The organism is Streptomyces sp. R28 (assembly GCF_041052385.1).
GTDB lineage: Bacteria > Actinomycetota > Actinomycetes > Streptomycetales > Streptomycetaceae > Streptomyces.
In genome coordinates this window covers 3,817,849-3,841,662 of the sequence record NZ_CP163439.1, presented here as the reverse complement: position 1 = coordinate 3,841,662, position 23,814 = coordinate 3,817,849, and the positions used below count along the sequence as shown (strand labels likewise).

Below are 23,814 nucleotides of genomic sequence, written 5' to 3'. Positions count from 1 at the left end.
ATGCGTTCCGAACAACCCCGGTGGATTTGTCGATAAGCCCTGCTCGCAACGGATCTTGGCGATAACGATTCCGAGTCGGATCGGCCCTCCGACGGGATCACAGGGAAGCGTGGTGCGGCGCGTCCTTAGGATGCCGGACATAGCTCTCGGGGTTTCTGATTCTGCTGGTGGGACCTCATCCCCCACGTCAACGGGTCCTGCTCGAAGGGGAATTCTGTGTTTTCTGCGTTCTCCGCGCTGTCGGTGCGCGGACGAGGGACGGCCCGCCTCGCCGCGGCGACCCTGGTGTCCGGGCTCGTCGCCGCCTCGGTGATGGCAGGCGCGGGCACGGCCGCGGCCGACGGTACGGCGCGGAGCCAGGGCGGGGCGACCGCCACCATAGGCGGCCTGAAGACTTACGGCGCGGCGGTCGTCCACGCCGACTCCGGCGACCAGGAGATCTCGGCGGGCCTGTTCGAGATGTCCGTCGACGGCGGCGGCACACTGCAGACGTACTGCGTCGACATCCACAACCCCACGCAGCGCGACGCCAAGTACCACGAGACGCCCTGGAGCGGCACCTCGCTGGGCGCCAACAAGGACGCGGGCAAGATCCGCTGGATCCTGCAGAACTCCTACCCGCAGGTGAACGACCTCGCGGCACTCGCCGGCAAGGCGGGCGTCAAGGGCGGCCTCACCGAGCAGGACGCGGCGGCCGGCACCCAGGTGGCCATCTGGCGCTACTCGGACGGCGTGGCCGTCGACGCCGTCGACCCGCAGGCCGAGAAGCTCGCCGACTACTTGGAGCACAGCGCACGCTCGGTGGCCGAACCCCAGGCGTCGCTGACCCTCGACCCGCCCGCGGTCTCCGGCCACCCCGGCGAGCGCCTCGGCCCGGTGACGGTGCACACCAACGCCGGCAGCGCGACGGTGACGCCGCCCGCGGACGCCGCCACCAGCGGGGTTCGGATCGTGGACAAGGACGGCAAGGCCGTCACCTCCGCGGCCGACGGCACTCAGGTGTTCTTCGAGGTGCCCGAGAAGGCCGCGGCAGGCCAGGCCGACCTGACCGTGCAGGCCTCGACGACCGTGCCGGTGGGGCGGGCCTTCGCCGCCGAGAGCCGCAGCCAGACTCAGATCCTGGCGGGCTCCAGCGAGTCGACCGTCTCGGCGACGGCGAGCGCGACCTGGGCGGGGACCGGTGCCATACCCGCACTGTCCGCGGCGGAGAACTGCGACAAGGGCGGTGTCGACATCACCGCGACCAACAAGGGCGACGCGGCCTTCACCTTCGAACTGCTCGGGATCGAGTACAGCATCCCGGCGGGCGAGTCGCGGACGGTGACGATCCCGCTCCAGGAGGACCAGGCCTACGACTTCACCATCCAGGGCCCGGTCGGCTTCGAGCAGCGCTTCACCGGCGTGCTGGACTGCATGACGCAGGCCACCGAGGCCGACCAGGCGGGCGCCGTCACCCAGACCGTCAGCGAGCCGAGCCCCGCCACGGTCGGCACCACGTCCGACGACACCAACCTCGCCGCGACCGGCGGCTCCGCCATGACCCCCCTGATCACGGGCATCGCCATCGGCCTGGTCCTGATCGGCGGCGCGGCCCTGGTCCTCGTACGCAAGAAGGAAGCGCGGACGCAGGGCTGAGCGCCGACGCTACAGCGAGCGCGCCTGCCGAAATTCGCTTCGTGCCGGGCGGCAGGCGCCCTACTGTGGCGCGGTGGCGACTCGGGTGATCATTCTCAACGGCGGTTCCAGCTCGGGGAAGTCCGGGATCGTACGGTGCCTGCAGGCCGTGCTGCCGGATCCGTGGCTGGCGTTCGGGGTCGACTCGTTCGTCGACGCCCTGCCCGCGAAGATGCAGGCGTGGGATGCGGGGATCACGTTCGCCGCCGACGGCGGGGTGAGCGTCGGAGCGGACTTCATGGCGCTGCAGGCGGCCTGGGCGGAGGGCATCGCGGCGATGGCCCGCGCAGGCGCCAGGGTCGTCGTCGACGACGTCTTCCTCGGCGGAGCGGCGTCCCAGCAGCGCTGGGAGAAGGCTCTCGGCGGACTGGCCGTGCTGTGGGTCGGCGTCAGGTGCGAGAGCGCGGTCGCCGCGGGCCGTGAGATCGCACGGGGAGACCGGGGCCAGGGGATGGCCGCGCTGCAGGCGGATGTGGTTCACGAGGGCGTTGCCTACGACCTGGAGGTGGACACCACGCACACCGAGTCCCTGATCTGCGCGCGAACCATCGCGGGCCGGGTCAGCTGACCGACAGAGCGGTTCCCGGCTGCCCCGCCCCGCACGCCGAGGCACGCCCGCGGGGGAATGTCAGGCTCCGGGAGGCTCCCTCGTCGTTCCGAAGATCACATCCATCCACGCGTCGTGATCCGGGTCCCGGTCCCGGTGGTGGTGGCAGTTCGCGAAATACACCGCGAACGGCGCGCCGCCTGCATGCACGAAGTTCCATGCTCGCTCGACGGGGGCGTTGCAGCAGTCGTCTGGAACTCGCGAGTCTGCCGGTCAGGGTCGGCCGAAGGTGACCGGCGCTGAGAGGCGAGTCACCGCGCTCACCAGCGAAGCCCCAGGTCAGAGCCGCCCACTTATACGGGTTACCACCCAGGGCTGGACCTCAGGCAAGATGGGGTGTTACTTGCCGCGAGAGGGCATGAAAAGGCCCCTCACCAGCAGGTTTCCCGCCGATGAGGGGCCGTCTCAGGCAGCCTGGGCCGTCTCTGGGCCGTCGTGCGTTGCTGGGCCTTCATGAGCGTGACCGGCGGCCCGGTACATGGCGGTGATGGCGTTTCGGGTCCGGGTCTCGCTGGACGGCATGAGGTGCGTGTAGACGCGGAGGGTGAACCCCGGGTCGCTGTGGCCTAGGTAGAGGCTCAGGGCCTTGATGTTCTCTCCGGCGTCCAGGAGGACCGAGGCGTAGAAGTGCCGCAGGGCGTGCATGCCGTGCTCGCGGGCGGCCGCGTAACGGTGGCCCTTCTCGGGGACCGGGATGATCCCGGCGGACGCCAGCGCGGGTTTCCACGACTGGTCATTGAACCCTTGGCTCCAGATGGCGGCACCGATGCCGCTCGTGAAGACGAGCCGATGCGTGACCTTCGGGCCGGTTGGTGTCAGCCAGGGCAACGTCACCTCGACCGGCGGGAACTGCTTCATGTGCTCCTGCAGCGCGGTCGACACCTCGGGGTCGAGGGGCACGTCACGCAGCTTGCCGCGCTTAGGCGGAGCGAAGACGAGCGTGCCCCGAACCTTCTTGACCTGCTGGCGCACGTGCAGCCAGCCGAGGTCCCCGATGTTGTCGACGGCCAGGCCGAGAATCTCGCCCTGTCGCAGCCCGCACCCGGCGCCCAGGTCGACCATCGCTTGGTAGCGCTCGGGCAGACCTGTCCGCACGGCGAAGACCTGTTCAGCGGTCCACGGATGCACGCGTGTCGGCACGGGACGAGGCGCCTTGACCGAGCGGGCCCGGCAAGGGTTCGAGGCCAGCAGGCGGTCATCTACGGCCGCGTTGAGCACGGATGAGACCGCGTCGAAGATGAGGCGCCGGTACTGGGCTGAGGGCACCGCCTCTTCCAGCTGGCGGTTCCAGTCGCGGATGTGCTCAGGCTGGAACGAGCCGATAGGGCGAGTGCCGAGGTACGGCAGGGCATGAAGACGCAGCCGACCTTCCACGGCGGCCCGGCTCGTGAGGTCGATTGTGAGAGCGGCGATCCATCGTTCCGTGTACTCGCGGAAGGTGACGCGGGCTGCCCTCGGGTCGATGTACTGCCCGCGCGCCATGTCGGCTTCGGTATTGGTCAGCCACGCGTCGGCCAAGCGCTTCTGCTTGTCGGGGAAGCTCTTCGACTTCTCGGTGCCATCGGGGGCGACGTACCGAGCCCGGTAACGCATGCCCAGGCCGTGACGATCAGTCTTGACCTTGCGGGTCTTGCCGTCCGGGCTGACCTCCGTTCGGAACCAGCGGTCTTGGACGTGTCCGGCCATCAGGCAGCCTCCCCAAGCTGGGAGTCCACCCAGGCCCGTACGTCATTGGGGTCGAAGCGCAGGTGCCGGCCGACGCGGAAGCCGCGGGGGCCAGTGCGCTTGCGGCGCCACTGGTAGACCGTCTCGACGCTGGGCAGCTCGAACATGTCCACCAGGTCGTCAGGGGTCAGGAAGCGACTCGGCAACTCGGTGGCCATGTCACCACTCCCTTTCGTCGGCGGACTGGTCGCGTAGGGCCTCGCGGGCGGTTTCGCGGTTGTGTTGGAGGTCGCGGGCGATGGTGGTGGCGAGGGCGGATTCGCCGGGGGTGTGGCCGTGTCCGGCGTACTGCCAGTCGGCCAGGACGAGGACGGTGTCCGGCTCGACGTCGTCCAGGCCGAGCGCTTCGCGTTCCTGGGCGGCGCGGAACTCGGCGCGGGCCTGACGGAGTTCGCCGAGGGTGGTCGAGTAGCGGCGGGACTTGGAGGAGAAGTGGCCGCGAAAGCCGAGCATGTGAGCCCAGGCCCACAGACGCCGGTCCGGGTAGAGCGGATCGAGCAGCTTGCAGGCTTCGATCAGGCGGCGGGTGTGGTCGGGGACCTGGTGGCGGTCGAGTTCGGAGAGTTCGCCGATGCGGCGGTCGAGGGTGCCGGTGTTCTCGGCGGCTTTGGTGGCGTACTTGGCGACGTAGGAAGCCACAGCCTGTTCGGTGATGTCGGAGCCGTCACCGAAAGCTTTGACGGGGCGGACGTCGAGCTGTGTGCCCCAACGAAAGGTGCGGGCGGGCTGGTCTGAAACGGCCGGCACCGAGACCGAGGTGTACGAGTGCATTGCGGCGGCACGGATGGAGTCGGCGAGTAGTGCGACCGTGGCCCAGGCTGGAGGAGCCGTCTCGGGTCCCTCGGGGCCGTCGAGGCGGATCACCGCGTGGAAGTGCAGGGCGCCTCGCTTCTGGAACTCCGCCACCTTGCCGTACGAGACGCGCACGTGGTCGGCGAGTTCGCGGCGGGTGAGTCCGGCGCGGGCGGCGATCTCGCGGCGAAGGCGGGTGGTGAAGCGCTGCCAGAGGTTGCCTGCGTGGTTGTTGAAGAGGACGGCGCCTGCGTAGTCGTAGGTGGCGGGGTCGAGGGCGGTGCCGAGGGTTGGGTCGTCGGCGGGGTGGCGGGTACTGCAGCGGCAGGTGCCGTGGTCGGGCCGGTTGTGGACGGGGCCGAAGGAGGGGGCGGTGAGGGTGGCGAAGACGCGGGGGTGGTCGCGGACGGTGGTGGGGATGTCGCGGTGGTCGTCTCCGGCCAGTCCTGCGCGGATGAGGTGGTAGGTGTCGCCTGCGTAGGTGAAGGCGCAGGAGGGGCAGCGGGAGGCGCGGCGGTTGCCGCAGGCGAGGCGGAGGCGTCCGCCGGGCTCGCTCTCGGTGGAGTAGTGGTGCAGGGTCTCGCCGGTGGTCTTGTCTTTGGTGAGGGTCCAGCCGGTGAGGTGGATCGGGTCGGAGCAACCGCCGGTGCGGCGGATCTGTTCGTGCCAGCGGTCGTAGTCGTCGGCCGAAGCCACCCTCAGCAGGTCGCCGAGGGTGGCCGGGTCGAGCAGCAGGTCAGGCACGGGCGCCCTCCCGTGTGCGGAGCGGACGGGTGCCGGTGCCGTGGCAGGCCGGGCAGTGTGCGGTGATGGTCCGCAGGTGGCCTCGGGTGTCGCGGCCGCCGAGGGTGATGGCGGCGGAGGCGTGTCCGTCGCAGTCGGGGCAGATGCGGGGCGTCGGTGTGGTGCGGTGCGTCATGCTGGGGGTTCCTTCCGGGCCTTCGGGTTCGGAATGGGGCAGGGCTCCCGGGCGGCGGAGACTTGGCGGTTGAGGCCGCCCGGGGGCCGGTCAGTGCCGCTTGGCTTCGCTGTTGATGAGCGAGCGGATGACCAGGGCGCAGATCGCGAGCGAGACGCCAGTGATGGCGACCGCGAGGAGCATCGAGACCAGGACGGCGCCGACCACCAGGACCACGGCCGTGCCGCCGCCGACCAGGGCGACGACGGTGCCCGGGGTGAGCTGGACGGTGGGCCGGGCAGACGCCGGGGCAGGGGTGACCGGGGCGGGGGCGGTGTCCTGGTGCGGGATCACGGAGGTCGGCTCGACGACGGCGGGCGGGGTGATTAGGCCGGTCGGCTGCGGCATGGTCGGGACCTTGGGGCGGAACATCAGCGGATCTCCTTTCGCGGGCGGGTTACTTGATGGCGGTGTCGATGACCGGGGCGAGGAGGCTGTCGGCGATGAGGTAGCCGCCGAGGAGGAGCACCAGGACCAGCCAGAGGGGCGGGCGGATGAGCTTGATGCCGAGGTAGCCGACGGCGGCGAGGGCGAACCAGAGGGGGACGTCCATGGCGGTGGCCTCCTAGCGGACGGTGCAGCGGTGGGTACGGGCGGCGAGCTGGGCGCCGGTCTGGCTGGTGTAGTCGGCGGACCAGCCGCAGTCGTCGTTGGTGCACACGGCGGCGTGCTTGGTGTGGCCGTTGCGATCGCGGTGAGTGCCGATCTGCACGGGGCCGATCCGCATGACGGAGTGGAAGTAGTCGCGGGCAGGCATCCAGGTCGCTTCCTTTCGAATCAGGCGAGTTGGGCGGCGATGGCATCGGCCAGCTGCGGCGGGACGCCGAGGCGGGCGCGCAGGGTGTCGGTGTCGATCGGGGATCCGGTACGGGCCTGGTGGTCGTCGGCGACCTTGCGGGCGTGGTCGACCAGCGCGGCCGGGACCGTCGGAGCCGCAGCAACGGGCGCAGCGGTCACGGGCTCGGGAGGCGGAAGCGCGGGGGTTTCCTCGGCCTCGGTCACTGCGGGCGGGATGATTTCCGGCTCGGGCGAGGCGATCGGTTCGCGGTCGGCATCGGGCTCGGGAGTCGTGGCCGGCACCTCGGGTGCCGAGTGGTCGGTGGCGGAGTGGGCGAGGAGGGTGCCGCCCATGAAGGCCAGGGCGGGCCAGGCAGCGACCAGGATGCGTAGCCAGGGCGGAACCTGCTGGAGGTCGAGGAGTCCGGCGGTGGCGACGTTGGCGCCGAGGGAGGCCACCAGCGCGATCACGAACCAGCACCAGGCCAGCCGGGACGGACCGTCCGAGCGCAGCCGCCGCCAGGAGGCGACCAGGAGCAGGTCAACCGATACGGGGTAGGCCCAGGCCTTCCAGCCGTCTTGTCCGGCAGCGGCCGCGAGGTCGTGCAGGTGGGCGAAGGACAGTGCCCCGGCGATGACGGCCTGGACGAGCACGGCGTCGACACGGAGGGCGGTGCGGGCCATCACGGCTCCTTCCGGTGATGAGGCATGGCGGGGGTAGGGACCTGGCGCGAGGCGGTCGCGCCGACCGGTGGAGCAGGGATGGTCAGGCGGTGGCGGGGGCTGTCTTGGACAGCGGTGTCCGGGCCGGGGGAAGCGGGGCAACCGCGGGGCGGAAGGCCGCCAGGGCGGGCAGGTCCGGGACGCGGTCGGCGTGCTTGTTGCAGATGTTCACGGCCTCGCGCAGCGAGGTGTGCGGGGCGCGGATGCGGCCCCAGCCTCCGGAGGAGTCCCCGGCGATGGCGACGCCGCGCATGTCGGTGGGGATCTGGACGGCCGCCAGGACGGCATCAGGGGAGATGTCTGCGAAGGCCATGTTGGCGGAGGTCTCGTCGTTGACGCGGTGGGCGGTGCGGCCGGTGAGCTGGGAGCGGAGCATGGTGATGCTCTTGCCGAGTTCGGCGCCGAAGCGCTGACCGCAGATCTCCAGGTAGATGCCGGCGGCGCGGCCGAGCTGGGCGAGGCGGACCAGGGCGGTGATGATGCGGTCCCGTCGCTTCTCCTCGTCCTTGGTGGCGAACAGGGCGAGTTCGGCGACCTCGTCGACCAGGACCACGACCGGAACCGGGCGCAGGTCGGCGGGCAGGTCCCAGATGTCGGCGGCGATCTCCGCATCCGGTATCGCGACACTGATGCGCTGCTGGGCGCGGATGAGTTGGTAGACGTCCGCCATGTGGGCGACGAGGGCTTCCAGGAGGTCGAGGGCGGTGTCCGGGTTGTCGGCGAGCGCGGAGAACCGGCGTGCCAGCGGGAAGAGTTCGACTCCCTGCTTGCAGTCGATGCCCACCAGCGCGACGTCCATCGGAGCCAGCCCGGCGACCAGGTTGCGCTGGTAGACGGACTTCCCCGACTCCGTGGCGCCCAGGGTCAGTCCGTGCGGAACCGCCCGGTAGTCGCGGTAGTGGACAGCGCCGTCCTCACGCAGGGCGACCGGGACCCGCATGGGACCGTTTTCGGTCCTGGCAGGCATCTGCACCCGCTTGAGGACGTCATAGCCCGTCATGCGCACTTCGACCACGCCTGAGCGCAGTTCACGTGAGGTGACGCCGTACAGGTTGAAGGAGTGGCGCAGCCGGTCCGAGGCCGCCGCGACGTCGAAGGCATCCTGCCCGGGGCGCAGGCCCAGCCGCAGGACCAGGCCGGTGCGGGTCGGGCGGATGCGCAGGATGCGCGGCGGGCGGGACTCGGGGACGGGCCGGTTGGTGACCCGGGCCAGGGTCAGGCGCCAGCGGGAGGGCGGGACCGTGAGCCCGCAGGCGTCCATGACGGAGGCGTAGCGGAACAGGACCCGCAGCGTGGCGAGGGTGACTCCGAAGGTCAGCCAGTACCAGGCGGGGCGCCGCCACCGCAGGATCACTGCGGCAGCGACGACCAGCACCAGAGCGACCGTGAACCACGTCATGATCAGGCAGCCTCAGCCTGCGAAGCCGTACCAGCGAGCGAGGTCACGGCGACCGCGCGGAAGGCGATGCCGTGCCGCTTCTGACCGTTGAACTCGTTCTCCCAGGCCGAGGCGACCAGGCCCGTCAGCGCGACCGGGGTACCCATGGTCAGCTCCTCCGAGACGCCCGGCTGCGGGACGGTGAGCTTGAGGATCTCGACCTCATCCGGCGTGGAGAACATGACCTCCACGGTCATCAGCGTGACGCCGTCCTTGTCGAGGGCGATCTCACCGGTACGGCGGTCCTTGACCTTGGGCTGCGGGGTCTTGGCGACCATCACGGTCGCGTTGGAGGTGTCGACGGGAATCTGACGCACGGCAGATCACTCCTCTATAGAGGCTGGACTCTGTCACTCATGTACATGAGTGACATGAAGAAGAGTGCCTCACTCCTGTACATGAGTCAACCCGCCGCGGAGGAGAACTCGCGACGGGCTGGAGGGAGTTGAGCGCGTGTCAGTCGGCGGCCGGGATCCTGTACTCAAAGACGAACTGGTCAGCGGCCATGAGCGTGTCGCAGACCTCGACTACGAGACCCTCGGTCGTGCGGGCCTCACGGATCAGATGAACCACCGGCGCACCGGGGCTGAGTGCCAGCTCGGACGCCTCCGCCTTGGAGGCTGGGCGCGCTTGGAGCGTCTCTACGAACTCGGCGAACTCGTGCCCGTGGTCTTCGAGTCGGGCGTAGATGCCACCGCCGCCGGGGTTCTCGGCGAACAGCTCGGGGATCTCCTTGACGACGTCCCAGGGGAGATACGAGGTCGCGGTCTCGACGGGCGTGCCGTTGCGGAAGTAGAGGCGTCGCCGGGCGAGGACCTGAGTGCCGGCGGGGACGCCCAATCTCTGGGCGGCGTCCTCGGGGGCCTCCATGGGGCCGATGTAGAGGACGCTCACCTTGGCCGTGGCGCCGGACTGCTCCGACTCGGCGAGGTAGGCGGCCTTGCCGCCCTGTCGGAGGGAGCGCCGGAAGCGGTCGGACGAGCGGTGCCGCACCGGGGGCCGGTCCTTCACCATCGAGCCCTTGCCGTGCCGGGTCTCTACGAGCCCGCTCGCTCGGACCTCGACCATGGCTTTACGGATCGTCCCGCCCGAGACTCCGTAGCGTTCGACTAGTTCCGCCTCACTCGGCACCATCTCGCCAGGCTTGAGGACACCCGCTCGGATCTGCTGAATGATCTCTTCGGCGATCTGCACATACCGAGGTACGGACCTCTCGCCTCCTACTGTGGTTCCCATAGTCCTTCTCTGCCTCCTATGCTCCTGTACATGAGTCAATCACAGGAAGCAACGCCGCCGCCGCTGCACTCCGTATCTGTCGCCGGAGTAGTCGTGCGCGAAGACGGCCGCCTCCTGGCGATCCGCCGGGCAGACAACGGCACTTGGGAGCTCCCGGGCGGCATCCTCGAACTCGCCGAGACCCCCGAGGCGGGAGTCGCCCGCGAGGTCCTGGAGGAGACGGGCATCCACGTCGAGGTGGACGAGCTCACCGGCGTCTACAAGAACACGACCCGGGGCATCGTGGCCCTGGTCTTCCGCTGCAAGCCGTCCGGCGGCACGGAGCGCACGTCGAGTGAGTCGACGGCCGTCTCATGGCTCACGCCCGAAGAGGTCGCGGAGCGTATGGCCGAGGTCTTCGCGATCAGGCTCTTGGACGCCTTGGACGGCAACGGCCCTCACGTACGGAGCCACGACGGTAGGCGCCTCATCCCAGCGGGATAGAACTTTCCCTACTTCATCAAGCCCCGGCTGCGCTCCGCTCCGCCGGGCGCGCTTCCCGGCTCTGGCTGCGCCCGCGCTCCTGCCTTCGGCCCGCTCGGCGCTGCCGCCGCCGACGCGCGCCCACATGTGGATAGGGCCGGAAGCCATGAGTCGATCACCGCATAGAGCGACCTTCGGTCAGAGCAAGCCTCCGGCGGGGGATCGGCCGGCACCGGGATGGAGGGGGCGCCGTTCCCGACTGCGGGCCCGTAGTGGCGTGCGCGGGGAGCTCCCATCCCGTCCACCGTCGACCCAGGCGAAGCCGAGCAGACGCGGCCCATGGCGTCCAGGTCGTTCGTACAGTGGCGCGCTCCACCTGGACGCCATGAACCACGCCTGCTCCACGGTGTGTGGGTCGACGGCGGACGGGATGGGAGCTTGGGTGGCTGTGTGGCTGGGGAAGAACAGCAGGTGCGGGCGCAATCGGCAGCCCGATACGGCTTGACAAGGTCACTCAAAACCACTGAGGACCACTGAGGACCAGCTAGGACCAGCGGGGACCAGCGGGCTATAGTCTGGGCTACAGACCCAGGAAATGTACTTTCCACTTTCACTTCCACAGTAGGAAAGTAGGAAGTGAGAGGGTCGCGAGCAGGCTCCATGCAGAGGAGCCCGGCCCTGGTCTAGCCACCAGAGCCGGGCTCGTGCGTGGAGTTATAGAGGCGGGTCCGGCCGAGTATCAGACGGTCGGGCCCGCTTCCTTTGGCCCTGTCGTCCGGCACCACGCTCTGTCTGGCACTAACGCGCCAGGTGTTCCACGCAACCTGCGAGCGCCGTCACTGTCGTGAGGATTGCGATCAAGATCTCGGCCCTGGTGGGGCCTCGCTCTCGCCGGTTCTCAGACGGCTCAGGCTCTCGGTCTTTCTTCATTGACCACTTCCCATCGGCGGAACAACCCCAGGACGTACCGGGGTCCCCGACCCACTTGGCCGGGGCGTGAGTGGGATGAGAAGTGAACGGGAGAAGCATAGCCGGTACTCACTGACAGCCCGCCGAGCTAACAGTGCAGCACCGCTTACCAGTTGAACCAGGAGCTATGAGCTCACAGGGCCTCCTTCCGACAGACTGACCGGTCCCGTTTGCATGAGGGCAGCACGCGTTAAGGCCGCCAGACTGTCGTCGGCTCCGCGTTCGAGTCCATTCTTGCGGGCGTCACTGACAGGTAAGCGCTTTCCGTGGGGAGAACCGTCCACGCAAGGTGGACGTGCCCGCTCGCGACCTGGGGAAAAAACTTTGATCGATAAGGCGCCCAAGTACACCTTCGGTCCCGATCGCCCGTGGCCGTGGGTCTCTTTCGATGACCCGGCCTGGCCGCTGGAGCCGTGGGACGTTATGAATGATGAGGATCTTGCTGACGCTGCGGTTCGGTTCGCGATCTTCTACCTAAGTGGTTCGGTGCAGAACATGACCAAGCTGAGGGCCACTGCGTTGGTTGAGGAAGCGGTCAAGCGCGTCACGGCAGATGTCGTGGCTGAAGCGCGTACGCAGCGGTACTCGTGGGGGCGTATCGCGGCCGCGTTCGGTGTGGGGCGAACAGCCGTGCAGAAGCGCTTCGGTAAATGGCCCACCCTGGATCGCACCAGGACACTGGAAGATCAGTACGAGCGGATGGGCTGGTACCTAGAGAGCGCAGCTCTGAACCCCGGCGAGTATGAGTACGAAGAAGAGGCACGGACAACGCGCAGCCGCTGCATTCGGCGTCGGAGAGGGCACGCCGTCGATCCACTGGACCGGTTTCACAAGACGGTGCCACCCCACCAACGGCACAGTGGCTAGCCACGCGGCTCAGTGCTGTCAAGGGGCCACCGACTGATGACACCAACAGGGGCGAACAGCAACGACCCGGCTCGAACCTCAGTGGACGCCAACCCGCCTAGCCAAGCTGGTTGCCTGAAGGTGCAGCCTCACCGTGATCGACCTGATAAGGATGAGGCCAGAACCCAAAGGATCATCCTCAGCACTCGGGCGCCCTCCACTCTTTGCGGAGGGCGCCCGCGTTGCATATCAGGTCATAGTCACCCAGCCGTTCGGCCAGCCTTGCTGGAGGCCCGATTCCCTGGTGGGTACAGGGCGGCCAGGGATGGGAGTGCATGGAACCGTTATAAGTGCTTCGGGTGTTTTGACTCCACAGAGGGTCTGGCTTTCTTACGCTGGTCCCTTTCGGAGCCGCAGAGGTGGGGGAACAAGTGAGTGCTGAGATCGTGCAGTTGGTCGAGCAGGCGGGTCCGTATCTGACGGCTGCGGTCGGTGCGTACGGGGCAACTGTCCTTACCCGGGCAGAGGACGCAGCGGCGGACGCCACGGTCACGCTGGGGCAGCGGATCCTTGGGGCGATATGGCGGCGCCGGGACGAAGCGGGCCAGGCGGAGCTGGAACGTGTGGTGGACGAGGCCGCCGACGAACAGGATGAGTCCTATACGGCGGCAGTGCTGGGCAGGCTGCTCCGGCAGGCGTTGCAGGATGATGCCGAGTTGCGTGCGGAACTGTCGGCGATGCTGCCAGCTCCGGCTGCCGGTTCGGTCACCATCAAAGCGTCCGGCGAGCGGTCGATCGCCGCTCAGCACATCGGTACCGCGATCACCGGTGACGGTCACACCACGCCACGGTCGTGAGCACCGACGACGGGCAGTCTCGGCTGCGGATCGAGGCGGCCGGGCAGGGGTCGATCGCCGCTCAGCGCATCAGGAATGCCTACACCGGCGATGTGCTGCCGGCCGAGGCACTGCACACGCCGGAGAAGGTATCCGCTGCTCCGGGCACCTCCAACCTACCCCCGGCCACCCTCTGCCTGGGGCGGGAGGAGGAACTGGCCCAACTGCGGCGCATCCTGAGCAGCCAGCACGAGGGTGCGATCACGCAGAGCGGGGCGGTGCACGGTCTGGGCGGGATCGGCAAGAGCACGCTCGCTCTGCACTATGCCCACCGCCACCGTGACGACTACACCCTGATCTGGTGGATCAACGGCGCATCCCCCGACGAGATCGAGACCTCCCTCACCAGCCTCACCCACACCCTGGTGCCCGGCTGGGCCGCCAAGGCCGATCGTGTAGCGCAAGTGGCGTGGGCGATGCAGTGGCTCGCATGGCATCCGGACTGGCTACTGATCTACGACAACGTGGACAACCCCGACGCTCTCACCCCCTACACCGGCGCACTCCACCAAGGCCGTCACCTCGCCACCAGCCGCCGCACCACTGGCTGGCCCGACAGCGTCCCCACCCTGACCCTGGGCAACCTCGACCCTGACGACGCCACCACCCTGCTGTGCCGACTTGTTTTCAAGGACGCCAGCCCCACCGCGCGCCAGCAGGCCGAAGCCCGAGCTCTTTCCGTCGAGTTGGGGCACTTCCCTCTCGCGATCAAACAGGCCGGCGCCTACCTGGCCCAGAACCGCGGTATCAGCTTCGACGCCTACCGCCGCCGACTTGACTCCAAACTCGCCAAGACCGCCCACGGCAGCGACGCCGAACGCACCCTCGCCCGCATCTGGAACGTCACCCTCCACGCCTTGGAGAAGGCTGATCCGTTGGCCGTGGAATTGCTGCACACCGCCGCCTGGCTGGCCCCTGACGACATCTCCCACAGCCTGCTCACCCCGCCCGGCACCGACCCGGACGACATCGCCGAAGCCACCGGAGCCCTTACCGCGTACAGCATGGTCACCGACACCGGCACCGCTCTGAGCGTCCACCGTCTGGTCCAGACCGTCCTACGTGCCCCACAGAACACCGACGGCATCCAGCCCCTCCGACACCTGCAAGGACGCGAACGCGCCGAACAGGCGGTCCTCCACAGCCTGATCCCGCCGCCGGGCCAGGACATCCCCACCGAAGACCAGTGGGACACACTCACACCGCACATCGTCGCTCTCGCGGCTACCAGACCGCCCAAACACCACAACGCCTCACTCGCCATCGTGTACAAGATCGCTGGGCATCGGCTTCACCTGCAAGGCCACACGGCCCGTGCCGTACCGCTGTACGAGGCCACTCTGGCCCAGCACGAGCAGGTCCAGGGCAACACCCACCCTGACACTCTGAACATCCGCAACAACCTTGCTGCCGCCTATGAAGCGGCGGGGGATCTGGGTCGCGCCATCCCCCTGTACGAGGCCACCCTCGCCCAGCGCGAACAGGTCCAGGGCGACGAACACCCGGACACCCTGCAAAGCCGCAACAACCTCGCCGGCGCCTATGAAGCGGCGGGGGATCTGGGTCGCGCCATCCCCCTGCACGAGGCCACCCTCGCCCAGCGCGAGAAGGTCCGGGGCCACACCCACCCCGAGACCCTGACCAGCCGCAACAACCTCGCCTACGCCTACAGGGCGGCGGGGGATCTGGGTCGCGCCATCCCCCTGTACGAGGCCACCCTCGCCCAGCGCGAACAGGTCCAGGGCGACGAACACCCGGACACCCTGCAAAGCCGCAACAACCTCGCCAGCGTCTACTACGCAGCGGGGGACCTGGGCCGCGCCATCCCCCTGTATGAGACCGCCCTTGCCCAGTACGAGCAGGGCCAGGGCGACGAACACCCGGACACCCTGAACATCCGCAACAACCTCGCCAGCGCCTACAGAACGGCGGGGGATCTGAGTCGCGCCATTCCCCTGCTGGAAGCTACCGTCGCCCAGTACGAGAGGGTCCGGGGCGACGCGCACCCCGACACCCTGAGCAGCCGCAACAACCTCGCCCAAGCCTACGATGCGGCGGGGAATCTGAGTCGCGCCATTCCCCTGCTGGAAGCTACCGTCGCCCAGTACGAGAGGGTCCGGGGCGACGCGCACCCCGACACCCTGACCAGCCGCAACAACCTCGCCCAAGCCTACGATGCGGCGGGGAATCTGAGTCGCGCCATTCCCCTGCTGGAAGCTACCGTCGCCCAGTACGAGAGGGTCCGGGGCGACGCGCACCCCGACACCCTGACCAGCTGCAACAACCTCGCCAGCGTCTACTACGCGGCGGGGGACCTGGAGCGTGCCATCCCCCTGCACGAGGCCACCCTCGCCCAGCGCGAGAAGGTCCGGGGCCACACCCACCCCGAGACCCTGACCAGCCGCAACAACCTCGCCGGTGCCTACTGCGCGGCGGGGGACCTGGAGCGCGCCATCCCCCTGCTCGAAGCCACCCTCGCCCAGCGCGAGAAGGTCCGGGGCCACACCCACCCCGAGACCCTGACCAGCCGCAACAACCTCGCTGCCGCCTATGAAGCAGCGGGGGATCTGAGCCGCGCCATCCCCTTGTACGAGGCCACCCTCGCCCAGTACGAGAGGGTCCGGGGCCACACCCACCCCGAGACCCTGACCAGCCGCAACAACCTTGCCCGGGTCCGTGTAGCCGCCGTACAGCAACTAGATACCGCAACCCCAGGAACCGACCTCGGCCGACAACCTCCTCCGGAAGCTACCGAGAGATCTGTATGACTGGCTCTGCCCGATCCACATAGAGCTACGGATCAGAATGCCGTTCAGGCGCACCCCGACCATCGGGCGGAGGCCATCTACCTAGGGCTTATGAGCGGCAGAAGCAGGCGGATCAAAGGGGCAGCCTGGTCTGTTGTCTGGTGGATCATGACGACAGTCGTGCTCCGCTTCATCGGCTTGGTCATCAACGACCTCAAGAGTTTGCTGACGTGTGCCACGTTGACTGCTGCTTCCATCGCGACCGGGGAGCTGTCGGACCACTGGCACCGACGCCGGCGGAGGACGAAGCAACGCAGGTCTTCCGGCTTCACGCCGGAGGTGGGCCGCACCACAAGCGCACCAGATAGAGCGGGGAACAGCGGGGAATCACGGTGAAAGCAGCTGAGCCAGACGAGGCCCAGGCCCAGGCATTAGCCCAGGTCAGCGCCTAGACCCGCTCCAAATGATCGCAGCTTCCCAAGCTGAGGGTGCAGTTGGCCGGTGGCCTACAGGCGCCGGGCATCATCGGGCTGGCGGCTCGTCCCGTGTCGCCTTCGTCCACTCGATCAATTGCTTCATGAGGTCGATGACTCGCCTTTGGCGCCCGTCAGGCAGGAAGATCCAAAAGAGCCAGGCTGGTGCGAGGAGCACGACGACGATGATCAAGGGAAGGATGCGCAAGGCCGTGAGGAGATGCCTAGGGCTGACCAGTTCCAGGATTTGATGCACGTGAGCGGGCCTCTCAGGGCTTCACTGTTTCCTGCCCCTTGGAAGCGATGTGAGGGGCATTCACAGCGAAGAGTCTTGTAGGAGCGCGCCGCTTGCAGCGGCAACATGCTCCCAAGGCCCGGTGGTGTTACCACTCGGAGTGCCGACGTGCTTCCGCGTCGGCGACGTCTCGGGAGCCGCAGATGATCAGGACTAAATCTGCGGCGTGCGTATTTCGTAGATCCGAGACATGCCATGGCCCCCGTCACACCGACTGCCCGCCAGTCGAGATGGATGCAGTATGACTTGAGGCTAGATCGGATCGCAATACACGAACTTCCTGTATATGCGCAAGTGCTGTCGGTCACATTTCACTCGCGAGAGTGTAGAAGACTCTGACCCCGAGGATGCGTCGCAGCTGACACGACGGGAGTATGTCGTTCGGGCCAGTTGGCACCCGTGGCTGCGATACAGCATCCCCAGCTTCCGCCAGGCACTCTGAGGGACCTGCCAGTGGCCTCTATCCCCCTCGTTGGCCGATCTCTGTAGAGCCACGGATCAGAAGGTTTCTGACATCCACGGCTGACATCAACGACGCCAGGCAGGGGCGCACGCCAGCATCTCTGTCCGGCCCTCGCACAGGTCGACGGCAGCAGCCGGAGCAGAATCGGATCGAACTCCTAGTGCGGTGGTGGCACGGCAGTACGCGGCTGCGGAGGGCCCGACCGGTCGTCCGCGCCGAGGACCGCCATGTTGGGCTGGGGCGAGCCACCTCACGTCGGTCGAGCGTTCTGAAGGTGCCCCTCTCGGCGTAAGCACAGGGAAACGGGGAGAGGAGCCCCGGTGCGAAACCGGGTTCCTCTCCCCGTCGGGGAACGAAAGGTCGTTGCCGGCCACTTAACGCGGCCGTCTCCTTTCAGGGGCAATGAGGATCGCTCACCGCTAGGAGGCCACCGCGGCTGGTCGCAACGCGGAGCACATCGCGCAAGGCCCCGGTCAGGTCCTTGGCCAGCCGTCGCATGTCCTCCGAGCCCGTGCCCTGGTCGTCGAGCTTGTTCGACGCTCGCTCCAGCAGCTCGGCGGCCGTTCCCAGTTGCGCGGCCTCGATGTTGTCCGCCAGGCGGGACATGTAGCCCTCCCCGTCGTCGGTGCTCAGATAGCAGGGCTTGCCCTCCGGCCCCGACCATGGGAGGAGTCGCAGTCTGTTCGGTGCCGTCATCCTTGCGTCTGCCTCTCATCGGTCAGGTGGTGGATGGTGAAGACCGCGTCGACGCGATCCCCGGGGAACACCAGAAGCGCGGCCTCGACGACTCGCCCGTTGGCGTCGGTCGCGACGCGTGTGACGGCGAGGACTGCCACGGCGGAGCAGAGCCGGAGGACCGAGGCTTCGTCCGGTTTCGGTGGGCGGGCACTTACCGTCTCCCGGACAGTTGCCGGCGGCGGGCTCAGGACGGCAAATCGCGTAGCTGTCTCCCGCCACGAGGACTCGTCGCCCAGCACTCCGGCAGGTGCCAGGTCGCGCGGGATGTAGATGCGGGCCAGCCCGTGCGGTGACTCTCCCTCGTGGCTGATGCAGAAGAACTCGGCGAGAGGGCTGCCTGTCGGCACCTTCAGCAAGGTCGTCAGATGCCCCTCTGCCGGAACCGTGGTGGTGCGAACCGTGACATGCAGGGCCGTTTCGGCGGCAGTCCACGGGTCCAGCGTTCCCCATCCCCCGACGTACACGATCTTCCGCGGTGGACGGCGGACGAAGTTGCCCTTGCCGTGGATCTTCTCGACGAGGCCTTCGCCCTGGAGGACCGCGAGGGCCCTCCGCAATGTCACCGTGCTGACCTTGTATCGGTCGGCGAGGCCGGCCTCGGACGGGAGGCGGTCGCCGGGCTTGATGTCGCCTGTCGTGATCTGATGCCTGAGATCGTCGGCGATCTCGTGATGGCGTGAGGGCACGGACCGGATCACCGCCTTCTCTGCATGCGAACGGCAGCGAGCCGGGTTCGCGCGTGCATGGTCAGCAGCTCGCCCGACTCGAAGAGGAGTTGCTTGCCGCCTTGGGGGAGCTGGAAGAGGTCGCTCACCCGGCACGCCTGGCCGCCGAGTTGGATGATGTCGCCCCGCTGCACGGTGGTCGCGGTGACCTCGACGTTGGATGCCAGCGCGCCGCCGGGTGCCCAGCCGCTCACCGTTCTGCCTCCGTGGGCGTGGAGTGGTGGGACGCCGAGTGACACGAACAGGCGCATGTCTCGTAGACAATCGGCAGGTCGACCGGTGCGGGGACCGGGGACGACTCTGCGCAAGCATGGTGTGTGCCGATACGGCAGGCGGTCGACTGGTAGGGAACGGCCGAGACTTCGGCGGTGTGGGGCTGTTGGCGAGCCGGCATCAGCGGACCCCCGCGAGGGACGACCAGGCCTCAGCAGGCAAGTGGGAAGCGACTACCACCCTGCGCGGCCGTGCTCGTCGCTCCCAAGCCAGCATGTACGGGCGGACGAGCGCGTTTTCCTCCCCCGCGAGCGGGTGACGGTGGTTCGCGGTATCGGGAGCCCGGCCCAGGACGATCGTCAACGAGTCAGCGGGCGCCGAGACAACGAGGGCGGCCATCGGCCGGGACGGCCGTAAGGAACGGCGGTGCCTGCCCCGGGGGAAGTACCGCGCTCTGGCAAGCGAGACGGCACGGCGGATACGGTTGAGCATGCTGCTCAGCTCCTATCGCTGATGGCTCGGTCCCCCGACATCGCCTGTCGTGGGGACCGCTTTGTGTACGACCGCCCAGAGGGTGCGGTCGTTCAGGCTGGTGGCGAGGAGCCCGAACCGATCGGCCTCGGCCACCACTTCCAGGACCTCCCGCCATAAGTCGGCGGAGAGCGACTCCGGCACCTCCGCTTGGATCGACGCGTACCGGACGTGCTCCTCCACGCGCGCGGGAAGTCCGATGTCGGACAGCCGGGCAGCGATGGCCGCCGCGCTAACTCCCGAAGCGGGCACAGGGCAGCCTCCGTTAACCAGCGATCACTTTGAGTGAAGCTAGTTAACTAGATTAGAGCTAGTGGACTAGATTTTCCATATGCCTGAGCAGCCGCCCTATCTCCGTATCGCTGACGAACTCCGGCGGCGGATCGCGGAGCATGTGTGGGAACCCGGGGCCCGTCTGCCGTCCCGCGCCCAGATCGGCCAGGAGTACGGCGTGGGCGAGAACGTGGTCCGGCGGGCGCAGGAGTTGCTGATCTCCCAGGGCGTGCTGGAGGGCCGCGCCGGATCGGGCACTTACGTCGCCGAGCCCCGTCAACGGGTCCGGGTCGTCCGTTCGTCGGCGCGAGAGCGGCCCGAGGCGTCACCGTTCCGGGCGGATATGAAGGCCGTGGGCAGGCAAGGGGATTGGGAGAGTCGAACCGAGGCCAAGGTGCCGGCTCCGGCGGATATCGCTGCGCGGCTTGGCATCACCGAGGGCGACCTGTGCGTCCGTACGGCGTACGAATTCCTGGCCGACGGCAGGCCGGTGCAGTTGTCGACGAGTTGGGAACCGTACGACCTCATCGCCGGCACGCTCGTAGTTCTCCCTGAGGGAGGTCCCCACGCCGGTGCGGGGGTCGTGAACCGCATGGCCGCAATCGGCGTCACCGTCAGCCATGCTGTGGAGCAGCCGGAGCCGAGGCAGGCGACCGCCGAGGAGGCGTCACTTCTTGGTATCCAGAAGGCCGCCCTTGTCACGCACATCCGGCGGACGTACTACAGCGACGAGGGGCGGCCGGTGGAGACGGCAGACATCGTGGTGCCCGCCGCTCATTGCGAGATCGTCTACGAGATCCCGATCAACCGTCACTAGCCCTGGACCTGACCCGGGTCGAACCCTGCCGGTGTCGAATGCGTGCCGAAGGCCGGTCAACGAGACACCCAGCGCGAGAAGAGAACCAGGTCAGAGAGGGCGCGACACGAGATGCACCAAGCGCCTTCTGAGCCCCTGTCGCTCACTGCATCATGACCTGTTGATGGATGAGTACGCGTGGCCCACGGGCCCGGACCTGCCGGATGCAGACGTAGTTATCGGGAGCTGGGCGGCGACCATCGGAGCTCTACCAGTGGGACCCACATAACTGGAGAGGTCATTGGCCGCCAGCCCTTTGGTGTCTTCATACGTATCGAAGGTGTGTCCGACGCCGTGGCGCTGGCCGAGATCACGGCCATGCCACTAGGGATGGAGCTGCCTGCTCTTGGGACCTCCGTAGAGGGGGAGGTCTTCTGGCACGGCCGCAATCATCAGGTGAGGGTCAAGCTGGATGAGTGGCGGGCTGCCGAGTGATCATTTCTTGGGCCGTCTCTGGGCCGTGCGAGGGTGCCCGAGGCCGACCGACGGCGACCGACATTGACAGCCGAGCCAGAGCTGCCAACAGGGAACCCCCAGGTCAGCGCCCCCCGCCCATACCCGTTTCCCCCCAGGGGTGGCGATCCGGCAAGATGGGGTGTATCTGCCCACTGCCTGATTTCAAGCTGCCGGACGGTTTCTCTTGGCTGAGTACATCTACACCATGCGCAAGACGCGCAAGGCAATCGGCGACAAGGTCATCCTTGACGACGTCTCGCTGAACTTCCTGCCCGGCGCGAAGATCGGTGTGGTCGGCCCGAACGGTGCCGGTAAGTCGACCATCCTGAAGATCATGGCAGGGCTGGAGCAGCCGTCGAACGGCGATGCCTTCCTGTCGCCGGGGTACACCGTCGGCATCCTCCTGCAGGAGCCGCCGCTGAGCGAGGACAAGACCGTTCTGGAGAACGTCCAGGAGGGTGTTTCCGAGGTCAAGGGCAAGCTCGACCGGTTCAACGAGATCGCCGAGCTGATGGCGACCGACTACTCCGACGCGCTGCTCGACGAGATGGGCAAGCTTCAGGAGGAGCTCGACCACGCGAACGCGTGGGACCTCGACGCTCAGCTGGAGCAGGCCATGGACGCGCTCGGGTGCCCGCCCGGCGACTGGGCCGTCACCAACCTCTCCGGTGGTGAGAAGCGGCGTGTGGCGCTGTGCAAGCTGCTGCTCGAAGCCCCTGACCTGCTGCTTCTCGACGAGCCCACCAACCACCTCGACGCCGAGTCGGTGAACTGGCTGGAGCAGCACCTCGCCAAGTACGAGGGCACCATCGTGGCCGTGACCCACGACCGGTACTTCCTCGACAACGTCGCCGGCTGGATCTGCGAGGTCGACCGCGCCGCCTGCACGGCTACGAGGGCAACTACTCCAAGTACCTCGAGACCAAGCAGACCCGTCTCAAGGTCGAGGGGCAGAAGGACGCCAAGCGCGCCAAGCGGCTCAAGGAAGAGCTGGAGTGGGTGCGGTCCAACGCCAAGGGGCGTCAGGCCAAGTCCAAGGCCCGTCTCGCCCGCTACGAGGAGATGGCGGCCGAGGCCGACAAGATGCGGAAGCTGGACTTCGAGGAGATCCAGATCCCGCCGGGCCCGCGGCTCGGCAGCATCGTCGTCGAGGTCTCCAACCTCACCAAGGGCTTCGGCGACAAGGTCCTCATCGACGACCTCAGCTTCACGCTGCCGCGCAACGGCATCGTGGGCGTCATCGGCCCCAACGGCGCCGGCAAGACCACGCTCTTCAAGATGATCCAGGGTCTGGAGACCCCGGACTCCGGCGACATCAAGGTCGGCGAGACCGTCAAGATCTCGTACGTCGACCAGAGCCGCGCGAACATCGACCCGAAGAAGACCCTCTGGGCCGTGGTCAGCGACGAGCTCGACTACATCAACGTGGGACAGGTCGAGATGCCCTCGCGGGCCTATGTCTCCGCCTTCGGCTTCAAGGGCCCGGACCAGCAGAAGCCGGCCGGTGTCCTCTCCGGTGGTGAGCGCAACCGTCTCAACCTCGCGCTCACCCTCAAGCAGGGCGGCAACCTGCTGCTCCTCGACGAGCCGACGAACGACCTCGACGTCGAGACGCTGGGCTCCCTGGAGAACGCGCTGCTCGAGTTCCCGGGCGCGGCTGTGGTCGTCTCCCACGACCGGTGGTTCCTCGACCGCGTCGCGACGCACATCCTCGCCTACGAGGGCGAGTCCAAGTGGTTCTGGTTCGAGGGCAACTTCGAGTCGTACGAGAAGAACAAGGTCGAGCGGCTCGGACCGGACGCCGCACGTCCGCACCGTGCCACCTACAAGAAGCTGACCCGGGGCTGATCGATCTTGCGCCACATCTACCGCTGCCCCCTGCGCTGGTCCGACATGGACGCATACGGACATGTCAACAACGCGGTCTTCGTCCGCTACCTGGAGGAAGCCCGTATCGACTTCCTGTTCCGTCCGGAGAAGGACTTCAAGCAGGGGTCGGTGGTGGCGCGCCACGAGATCGACTACAAGCGGCAGCTCGTGCACCGGCACCACCCGGTGGACATAGAGCTGTGGATCACCGAGATCAGGGCCGCGTCCTTCACCATCACCTGCGAGGTGAAGGACGACGACGCGGTCTACGTCCGGGCCTCGACGGTGGTCGTGCCGTTCGACTTCGAGGCGCAACGGCCGCGCCGGATCACCGCGGAGGAGAAGGAGTTCCTCCGGGAGTACATGGATGACGCGGCCGACGAGGAGGAGGCCGTCGCCGCATGACGGTGCTCCATCTCGCCGACGAGGGGGAGGCGGCGGATCTCGCGGCCTTCCTCTCCCGGCTGCTCCACTACGATCGTTCAGCCGCGGTGCGCCTGCAGGCGGCCGGCACCGCGCTCGCCGTCTTCGGACGGCCGCCGTCCTTCGAGGTACTGGCCATCCGCGCGGTGCGGCTGGCGAAGCCGTACGAGAACGGGCTCGACGTCACGCTGGACGTGACCGTGTCCGCCGGCGAGCTGCTGGAGTCCGTCGACGAGGCAGCGGCCACAGCTGTCGTTCCGGCGGCCGTCACGGGTCCGCCCTGGGCCGGGGTGCTTCCGCCGCGCGGCGGCTGGCTGCCGGTGCGGGGGCTGCCCGCGCCGGATGAGCTGCTGGCGATGGTCGGCGCGGGAGTCACCGAATTCCGGTCCCGTACCCAGGAGTTGGAGCCCGAGCGGCGTACGCGTGCCGAACTCGACCGGATCGGACGGGAGATCTGGTCCCGGACCGTCGGGGACACGCAGCTGCCGGTGCGGGCGGTGCACGCGGCCCAGTCGCTGGGATTCCTGCGGGCCACCGGGGATCCGGCGTTGCTCGCGTCCGGTGCGTGGCTACGGCTGCGCACGCCGTACGGGTCGATTGCCGTACGGCGTGCGGGACTTGGGGCGTTGGACGTCAGCGTGCGCTGACG

General features: G+C 68.0%; 24 protein-coding genes and 1 pseudogene. 10 read left to right on the top strand and 15 right to left on the bottom strand.

Going from position 1 to position 23,814, the window contains the following annotated elements:
• Positions 1-216: 216 nt before the first annotated feature.
• Both AB5J49_RS16935 and cpt read left to right on the top strand, forming a co-directional pair.
• Positions 217-1,635 carry a Cys-Gln thioester bond-forming surface protein gene (locus tag AB5J49_RS16935; protein WP_369169467.1) on the top strand — a complete coding sequence of 473 codons (1,419 nt, stop codon included), beginning with the start codon at positions 217-219 and terminating at the stop codon, positions 1,633-1,635.
• A 73-nt stretch (positions 1,636-1,708) separates the two neighbouring features.
• A complete protein-coding gene (gene cpt, locus AB5J49_RS16930; protein WP_369169466.1) occupies positions 1,709-2,242 on the top strand; it encodes a chloramphenicol phosphotransferase CPT in 534 nt (177 codons plus the stop codon).
• Between the two features lie 444 nt (positions 2,243-2,686).
• Here cpt and AB5J49_RS16925 read toward each other — a convergent pair whose 3' ends face one another.
• The 11 genes from AB5J49_RS16925 to AB5J49_RS16875 form a co-directional block, all read right to left on the bottom strand.
• Entirely contained in the window at positions 2,687-3,967 is a 1,281-nt protein-coding gene (locus AB5J49_RS16925; RefSeq protein ID WP_369169465.1) for a tyrosine-type recombinase/integrase, read from the bottom strand.
• Positions 3,967-4,164 (bottom strand): helix-turn-helix transcriptional regulator, encoded by a 198-nt coding sequence (locus AB5J49_RS16920; protein ID WP_369169464.1) that lies wholly within the window; start codon positions 4,162-4,164, stop codon positions 3,967-3,969. Before AB5J49_RS16920 ends, AB5J49_RS16925 begins: the two co-directional genes overlap by 1 nt.
• Position 4,165: 1 nt before the next feature.
• Complete coding sequence (repSA, locus tag AB5J49_RS16915) at positions 4,166-5,542, bottom strand: replication initiator protein RepSA (RefSeq protein ID WP_369169463.1); 1,377 nt, start codon at positions 5,540-5,542, stop codon at positions 4,166-4,168.
• Positions 5,535-5,717 carry a hypothetical protein gene (locus AB5J49_RS16910; RefSeq protein ID WP_369169462.1) on the bottom strand — a complete coding sequence of 61 codons (183 nt, stop codon included), beginning with the start codon at positions 5,715-5,717 and terminating at the stop codon, positions 5,535-5,537. Before AB5J49_RS16910 ends, repSA begins: the two co-directional genes overlap by 8 nt.
• Positions 5,718-5,807: 90 nt before the next feature.
• Positions 5,808-6,128 carry a SpdD-like protein gene (locus AB5J49_RS16905; RefSeq protein WP_369169461.1) on the bottom strand — a complete coding sequence of 107 codons (321 nt, stop codon included), beginning with the start codon at positions 6,126-6,128 and terminating at the stop codon, positions 5,808-5,810.
• A 25-nt stretch (positions 6,129-6,153) separates the two neighbouring features.
• Positions 6,154-6,309 (bottom strand): hypothetical protein, encoded by a 156-nt coding sequence (locus tag AB5J49_RS16900; RefSeq protein WP_093746058.1) that lies wholly within the window; start codon positions 6,307-6,309, stop codon positions 6,154-6,156.
• Between the two features lie 12 nt (positions 6,310-6,321).
• Positions 6,322-6,513, bottom strand: coding sequence for a mobile element transfer protein (locus tag AB5J49_RS16895; RefSeq protein WP_369169460.1), 192 nt, complete (start codon positions 6,511-6,513; stop codon positions 6,322-6,324).
• Positions 6,514-6,533: 20 nt separating this feature from the next.
• The gene (locus tag AB5J49_RS16890; RefSeq protein WP_369169459.1) at positions 6,534-7,217 is read right to left on the bottom strand and encodes a DUF2637 domain-containing protein; all 684 of its coding nucleotides are present in this window, start codon (positions 7,215-7,217) and stop codon (positions 6,534-6,536) included.
• An 82-nt stretch (positions 7,218-7,299) separates the two neighbouring features.
• Positions 7,300-8,655: an FtsK/SpoIIIE domain-containing protein gene (locus AB5J49_RS16885; protein WP_369169458.1), complete on the bottom strand. Its 1,356-nt coding sequence runs from the start codon at positions 8,653-8,655 to the stop codon at positions 7,300-7,302.
• A 2-nt stretch (positions 8,656-8,657) separates the two neighbouring features.
• Positions 8,658-9,011: a hypothetical protein gene (locus tag AB5J49_RS16880; protein WP_369169457.1), complete on the bottom strand. Its 354-nt coding sequence runs from the start codon at positions 9,009-9,011 to the stop codon at positions 8,658-8,660.
• A 139-nt stretch (positions 9,012-9,150) separates the two neighbouring features.
• Positions 9,151-9,930 carry a GntR family transcriptional regulator gene (locus AB5J49_RS16875; RefSeq protein ID WP_369169456.1) on the bottom strand — a complete coding sequence of 260 codons (780 nt, stop codon included), beginning with the start codon at positions 9,928-9,930 and terminating at the stop codon, positions 9,151-9,153.
• Positions 9,931-9,948: 18 nt separating this feature from the next.
• On the opposite strand from AB5J49_RS16875, the gene AB5J49_RS16870 reads away from it, so the two are divergent.
• The 4 genes from AB5J49_RS16870 (at position 9,949) to fxsT (ending at position 15,871) form a co-directional block, all read left to right on the top strand.
• Positions 9,949-10,413, top strand: coding sequence for an NUDIX hydrolase (locus AB5J49_RS16870; RefSeq protein ID WP_369169455.1), 465 nt, complete (start codon positions 9,949-9,951; stop codon positions 10,411-10,413).
• A 1,272-nt stretch (positions 10,414-11,685) separates the two neighbouring features.
• Positions 11,686-12,228 carry a hypothetical protein gene (locus tag AB5J49_RS16865; RefSeq protein WP_369169454.1) on the top strand — a complete coding sequence of 181 codons (543 nt, stop codon included), beginning with the start codon at positions 11,686-11,688 and terminating at the stop codon, positions 12,226-12,228.
• A gap of 410 nt (positions 12,229-12,638) precedes the next feature.
• Complete coding sequence (locus AB5J49_RS16860) at positions 12,639-13,064, top strand: hypothetical protein (protein ID WP_369169453.1); 426 nt, start codon at positions 12,639-12,641, stop codon at positions 13,062-13,064.
• On the top strand, positions 13,061-15,871 hold the full coding sequence (gene fxsT, locus AB5J49_RS16855; protein WP_369169452.1) for an FxSxx-COOH system tetratricopeptide repeat protein: 2,811 nt from the start codon (positions 13,061-13,063) through the stop codon (positions 15,869-15,871). The genes AB5J49_RS16860 and fxsT overlap by 4 nt, the downstream gene beginning before the upstream one ends.
• 1,603 nt (positions 15,872-17,474) lie before the next feature.
• Here fxsT and AB5J49_RS16850 read toward each other — a convergent pair.
• The 4 genes from AB5J49_RS16850 to AB5J49_RS16835 form a co-directional block, all read right to left on the bottom strand.
• Positions 17,475-17,777 (bottom strand): hypothetical protein, encoded by a 303-nt coding sequence (locus AB5J49_RS16850; RefSeq protein WP_369169451.1) that lies wholly within the window; start codon positions 17,775-17,777, stop codon positions 17,475-17,477.
• The gene (locus tag AB5J49_RS16845) at positions 17,774-18,517 is read right to left on the bottom strand and encodes a GntR family transcriptional regulator (protein WP_369169450.1); all 744 of its coding nucleotides are present in this window, start codon (positions 18,515-18,517) and stop codon (positions 17,774-17,776) included. The genes AB5J49_RS16850 and AB5J49_RS16845 overlap by 4 nt, the downstream gene beginning before the upstream one ends.
• Positions 18,514-18,738: a hypothetical protein gene (locus tag AB5J49_RS16840; RefSeq protein WP_369169449.1), complete on the bottom strand. Its 225-nt coding sequence runs from the start codon at positions 18,736-18,738 to the stop codon at positions 18,514-18,516. Before AB5J49_RS16840 ends, AB5J49_RS16845 begins: the two co-directional genes overlap by 4 nt.
• A 523-nt stretch (positions 18,739-19,261) precedes the next feature.
• Positions 19,262-19,540 (bottom strand): hypothetical protein, encoded by a 279-nt coding sequence (locus tag AB5J49_RS16835; protein ID WP_369169448.1) that lies wholly within the window; start codon positions 19,538-19,540, stop codon positions 19,262-19,264.
• Between the two features lie 79 nt (positions 19,541-19,619).
• Here AB5J49_RS16835 and AB5J49_RS16830 point away from each other — a divergent pair, with 79 nt between their 5' ends.
• The 4 genes and pseudogenes from AB5J49_RS16830 (at position 19,620) to AB5J49_RS16815 (ending at position 23,812) form a co-directional block, all read left to right on the top strand.
• Entirely contained in the window at positions 19,620-20,378 is a 759-nt protein-coding gene (locus tag AB5J49_RS16830) for a GntR family transcriptional regulator (protein WP_369169447.1), read from the top strand.
• Between the two features lie 679 nt (positions 20,379-21,057).
• Positions 21,058-22,721: pseudogene (gene ettA / locus AB5J49_RS16825) on the top strand (energy-dependent translational throttle protein EttA).
• Between the two features lie 6 nt (positions 22,722-22,727).
• Positions 22,728-23,147, top strand: a complete 420-nt coding sequence (locus tag AB5J49_RS16820; protein ID WP_369169446.1) for an acyl-CoA thioesterase — start codon at positions 22,728-22,730, stop codon at positions 23,145-23,147.
• The gene (locus AB5J49_RS16815; protein WP_369169445.1) at positions 23,144-23,812 is read left to right on the top strand and encodes a hypothetical protein; all 669 of its coding nucleotides are present in this window, start codon (positions 23,144-23,146) and stop codon (positions 23,810-23,812) included. Before AB5J49_RS16820 ends, AB5J49_RS16815 begins: the two co-directional genes overlap by 4 nt.
• Positions 23,813-23,814 lie beyond the last annotated feature (2 nt).

Excerpts from the sequence above, each read along its gene's own strand:
- AB5J49_RS16925 (WP_369169465.1), bottom strand. The coding sequence starts at position 3,967 with ATGGCCGGACACGTCCAAGACCGCTGGTTCCGAACGGAGGTCAGCCCG.
- AB5J49_RS16920 (WP_369169464.1), bottom strand. The coding sequence starts at position 4,164 with ATGGCCACCGAGTTGCCGAGTCGCTTCCTGACCCCTGACGACCTGGTG.
- AB5J49_RS16910 (WP_369169462.1), bottom strand. The coding sequence starts at position 5,717 with ATGACGCACCGCACCACACCGACGCCCCGCATCTGCCCCGACTGCGAC.
- AB5J49_RS16905 (WP_369169461.1), bottom strand. The coding sequence starts at position 6,128 with ATGTTCCGCCCCAAGGTCCCGACCATGCCGCAGCCGACCGGCCTAATC.
- AB5J49_RS16900 (WP_093746058.1), bottom strand. The coding sequence starts at position 6,309 with ATGGACGTCCCCCTCTGGTTCGCCCTCGCCGCCGTCGGCTACCTCGGC.
- AB5J49_RS16895 (WP_369169460.1), bottom strand. The coding sequence starts at position 6,513 with ATGCCTGCCCGCGACTACTTCCACTCCGTCATGCGGATCGGCCCCGTG.
- AB5J49_RS16890 (WP_369169459.1), bottom strand. The coding sequence starts at position 7,217 with ATGGCCCGCACCGCCCTCCGTGTCGACGCCGTGCTCGTCCAGGCCGTC.
- AB5J49_RS16885 (WP_369169458.1), bottom strand. The coding sequence starts at position 8,655 with ATGACGTGGTTCACGGTCGCTCTGGTGCTGGTCGTCGCTGCCGCAGTG.
- AB5J49_RS16875 (WP_369169456.1), bottom strand. The coding sequence starts at position 9,930 with ATGGGAACCACAGTAGGAGGCGAGAGGTCCGTACCTCGGTATGTGCAG.
- AB5J49_RS16870 (WP_369169455.1), top strand. The coding sequence starts at position 9,949 with ATGCTCCTGTACATGAGTCAATCACAGGAAGCAACGCCGCCGCCGCTG.
- AB5J49_RS16850 (WP_369169451.1), bottom strand. The coding sequence starts at position 17,777 with ATGACGGCACCGAACAGACTGCGACTCCTCCCATGGTCGGGGCCGGAG.
- AB5J49_RS16830 (WP_369169447.1), top strand. The coding sequence starts at position 19,620 with ATGCCTGAGCAGCCGCCCTATCTCCGTATCGCTGACGAACTCCGGCGG.
- AB5J49_RS16815 (WP_369169445.1), top strand. The coding sequence starts at position 23,144 with ATGACGGTGCTCCATCTCGCCGACGAGGGGGAGGCGGCGGATCTCGCG.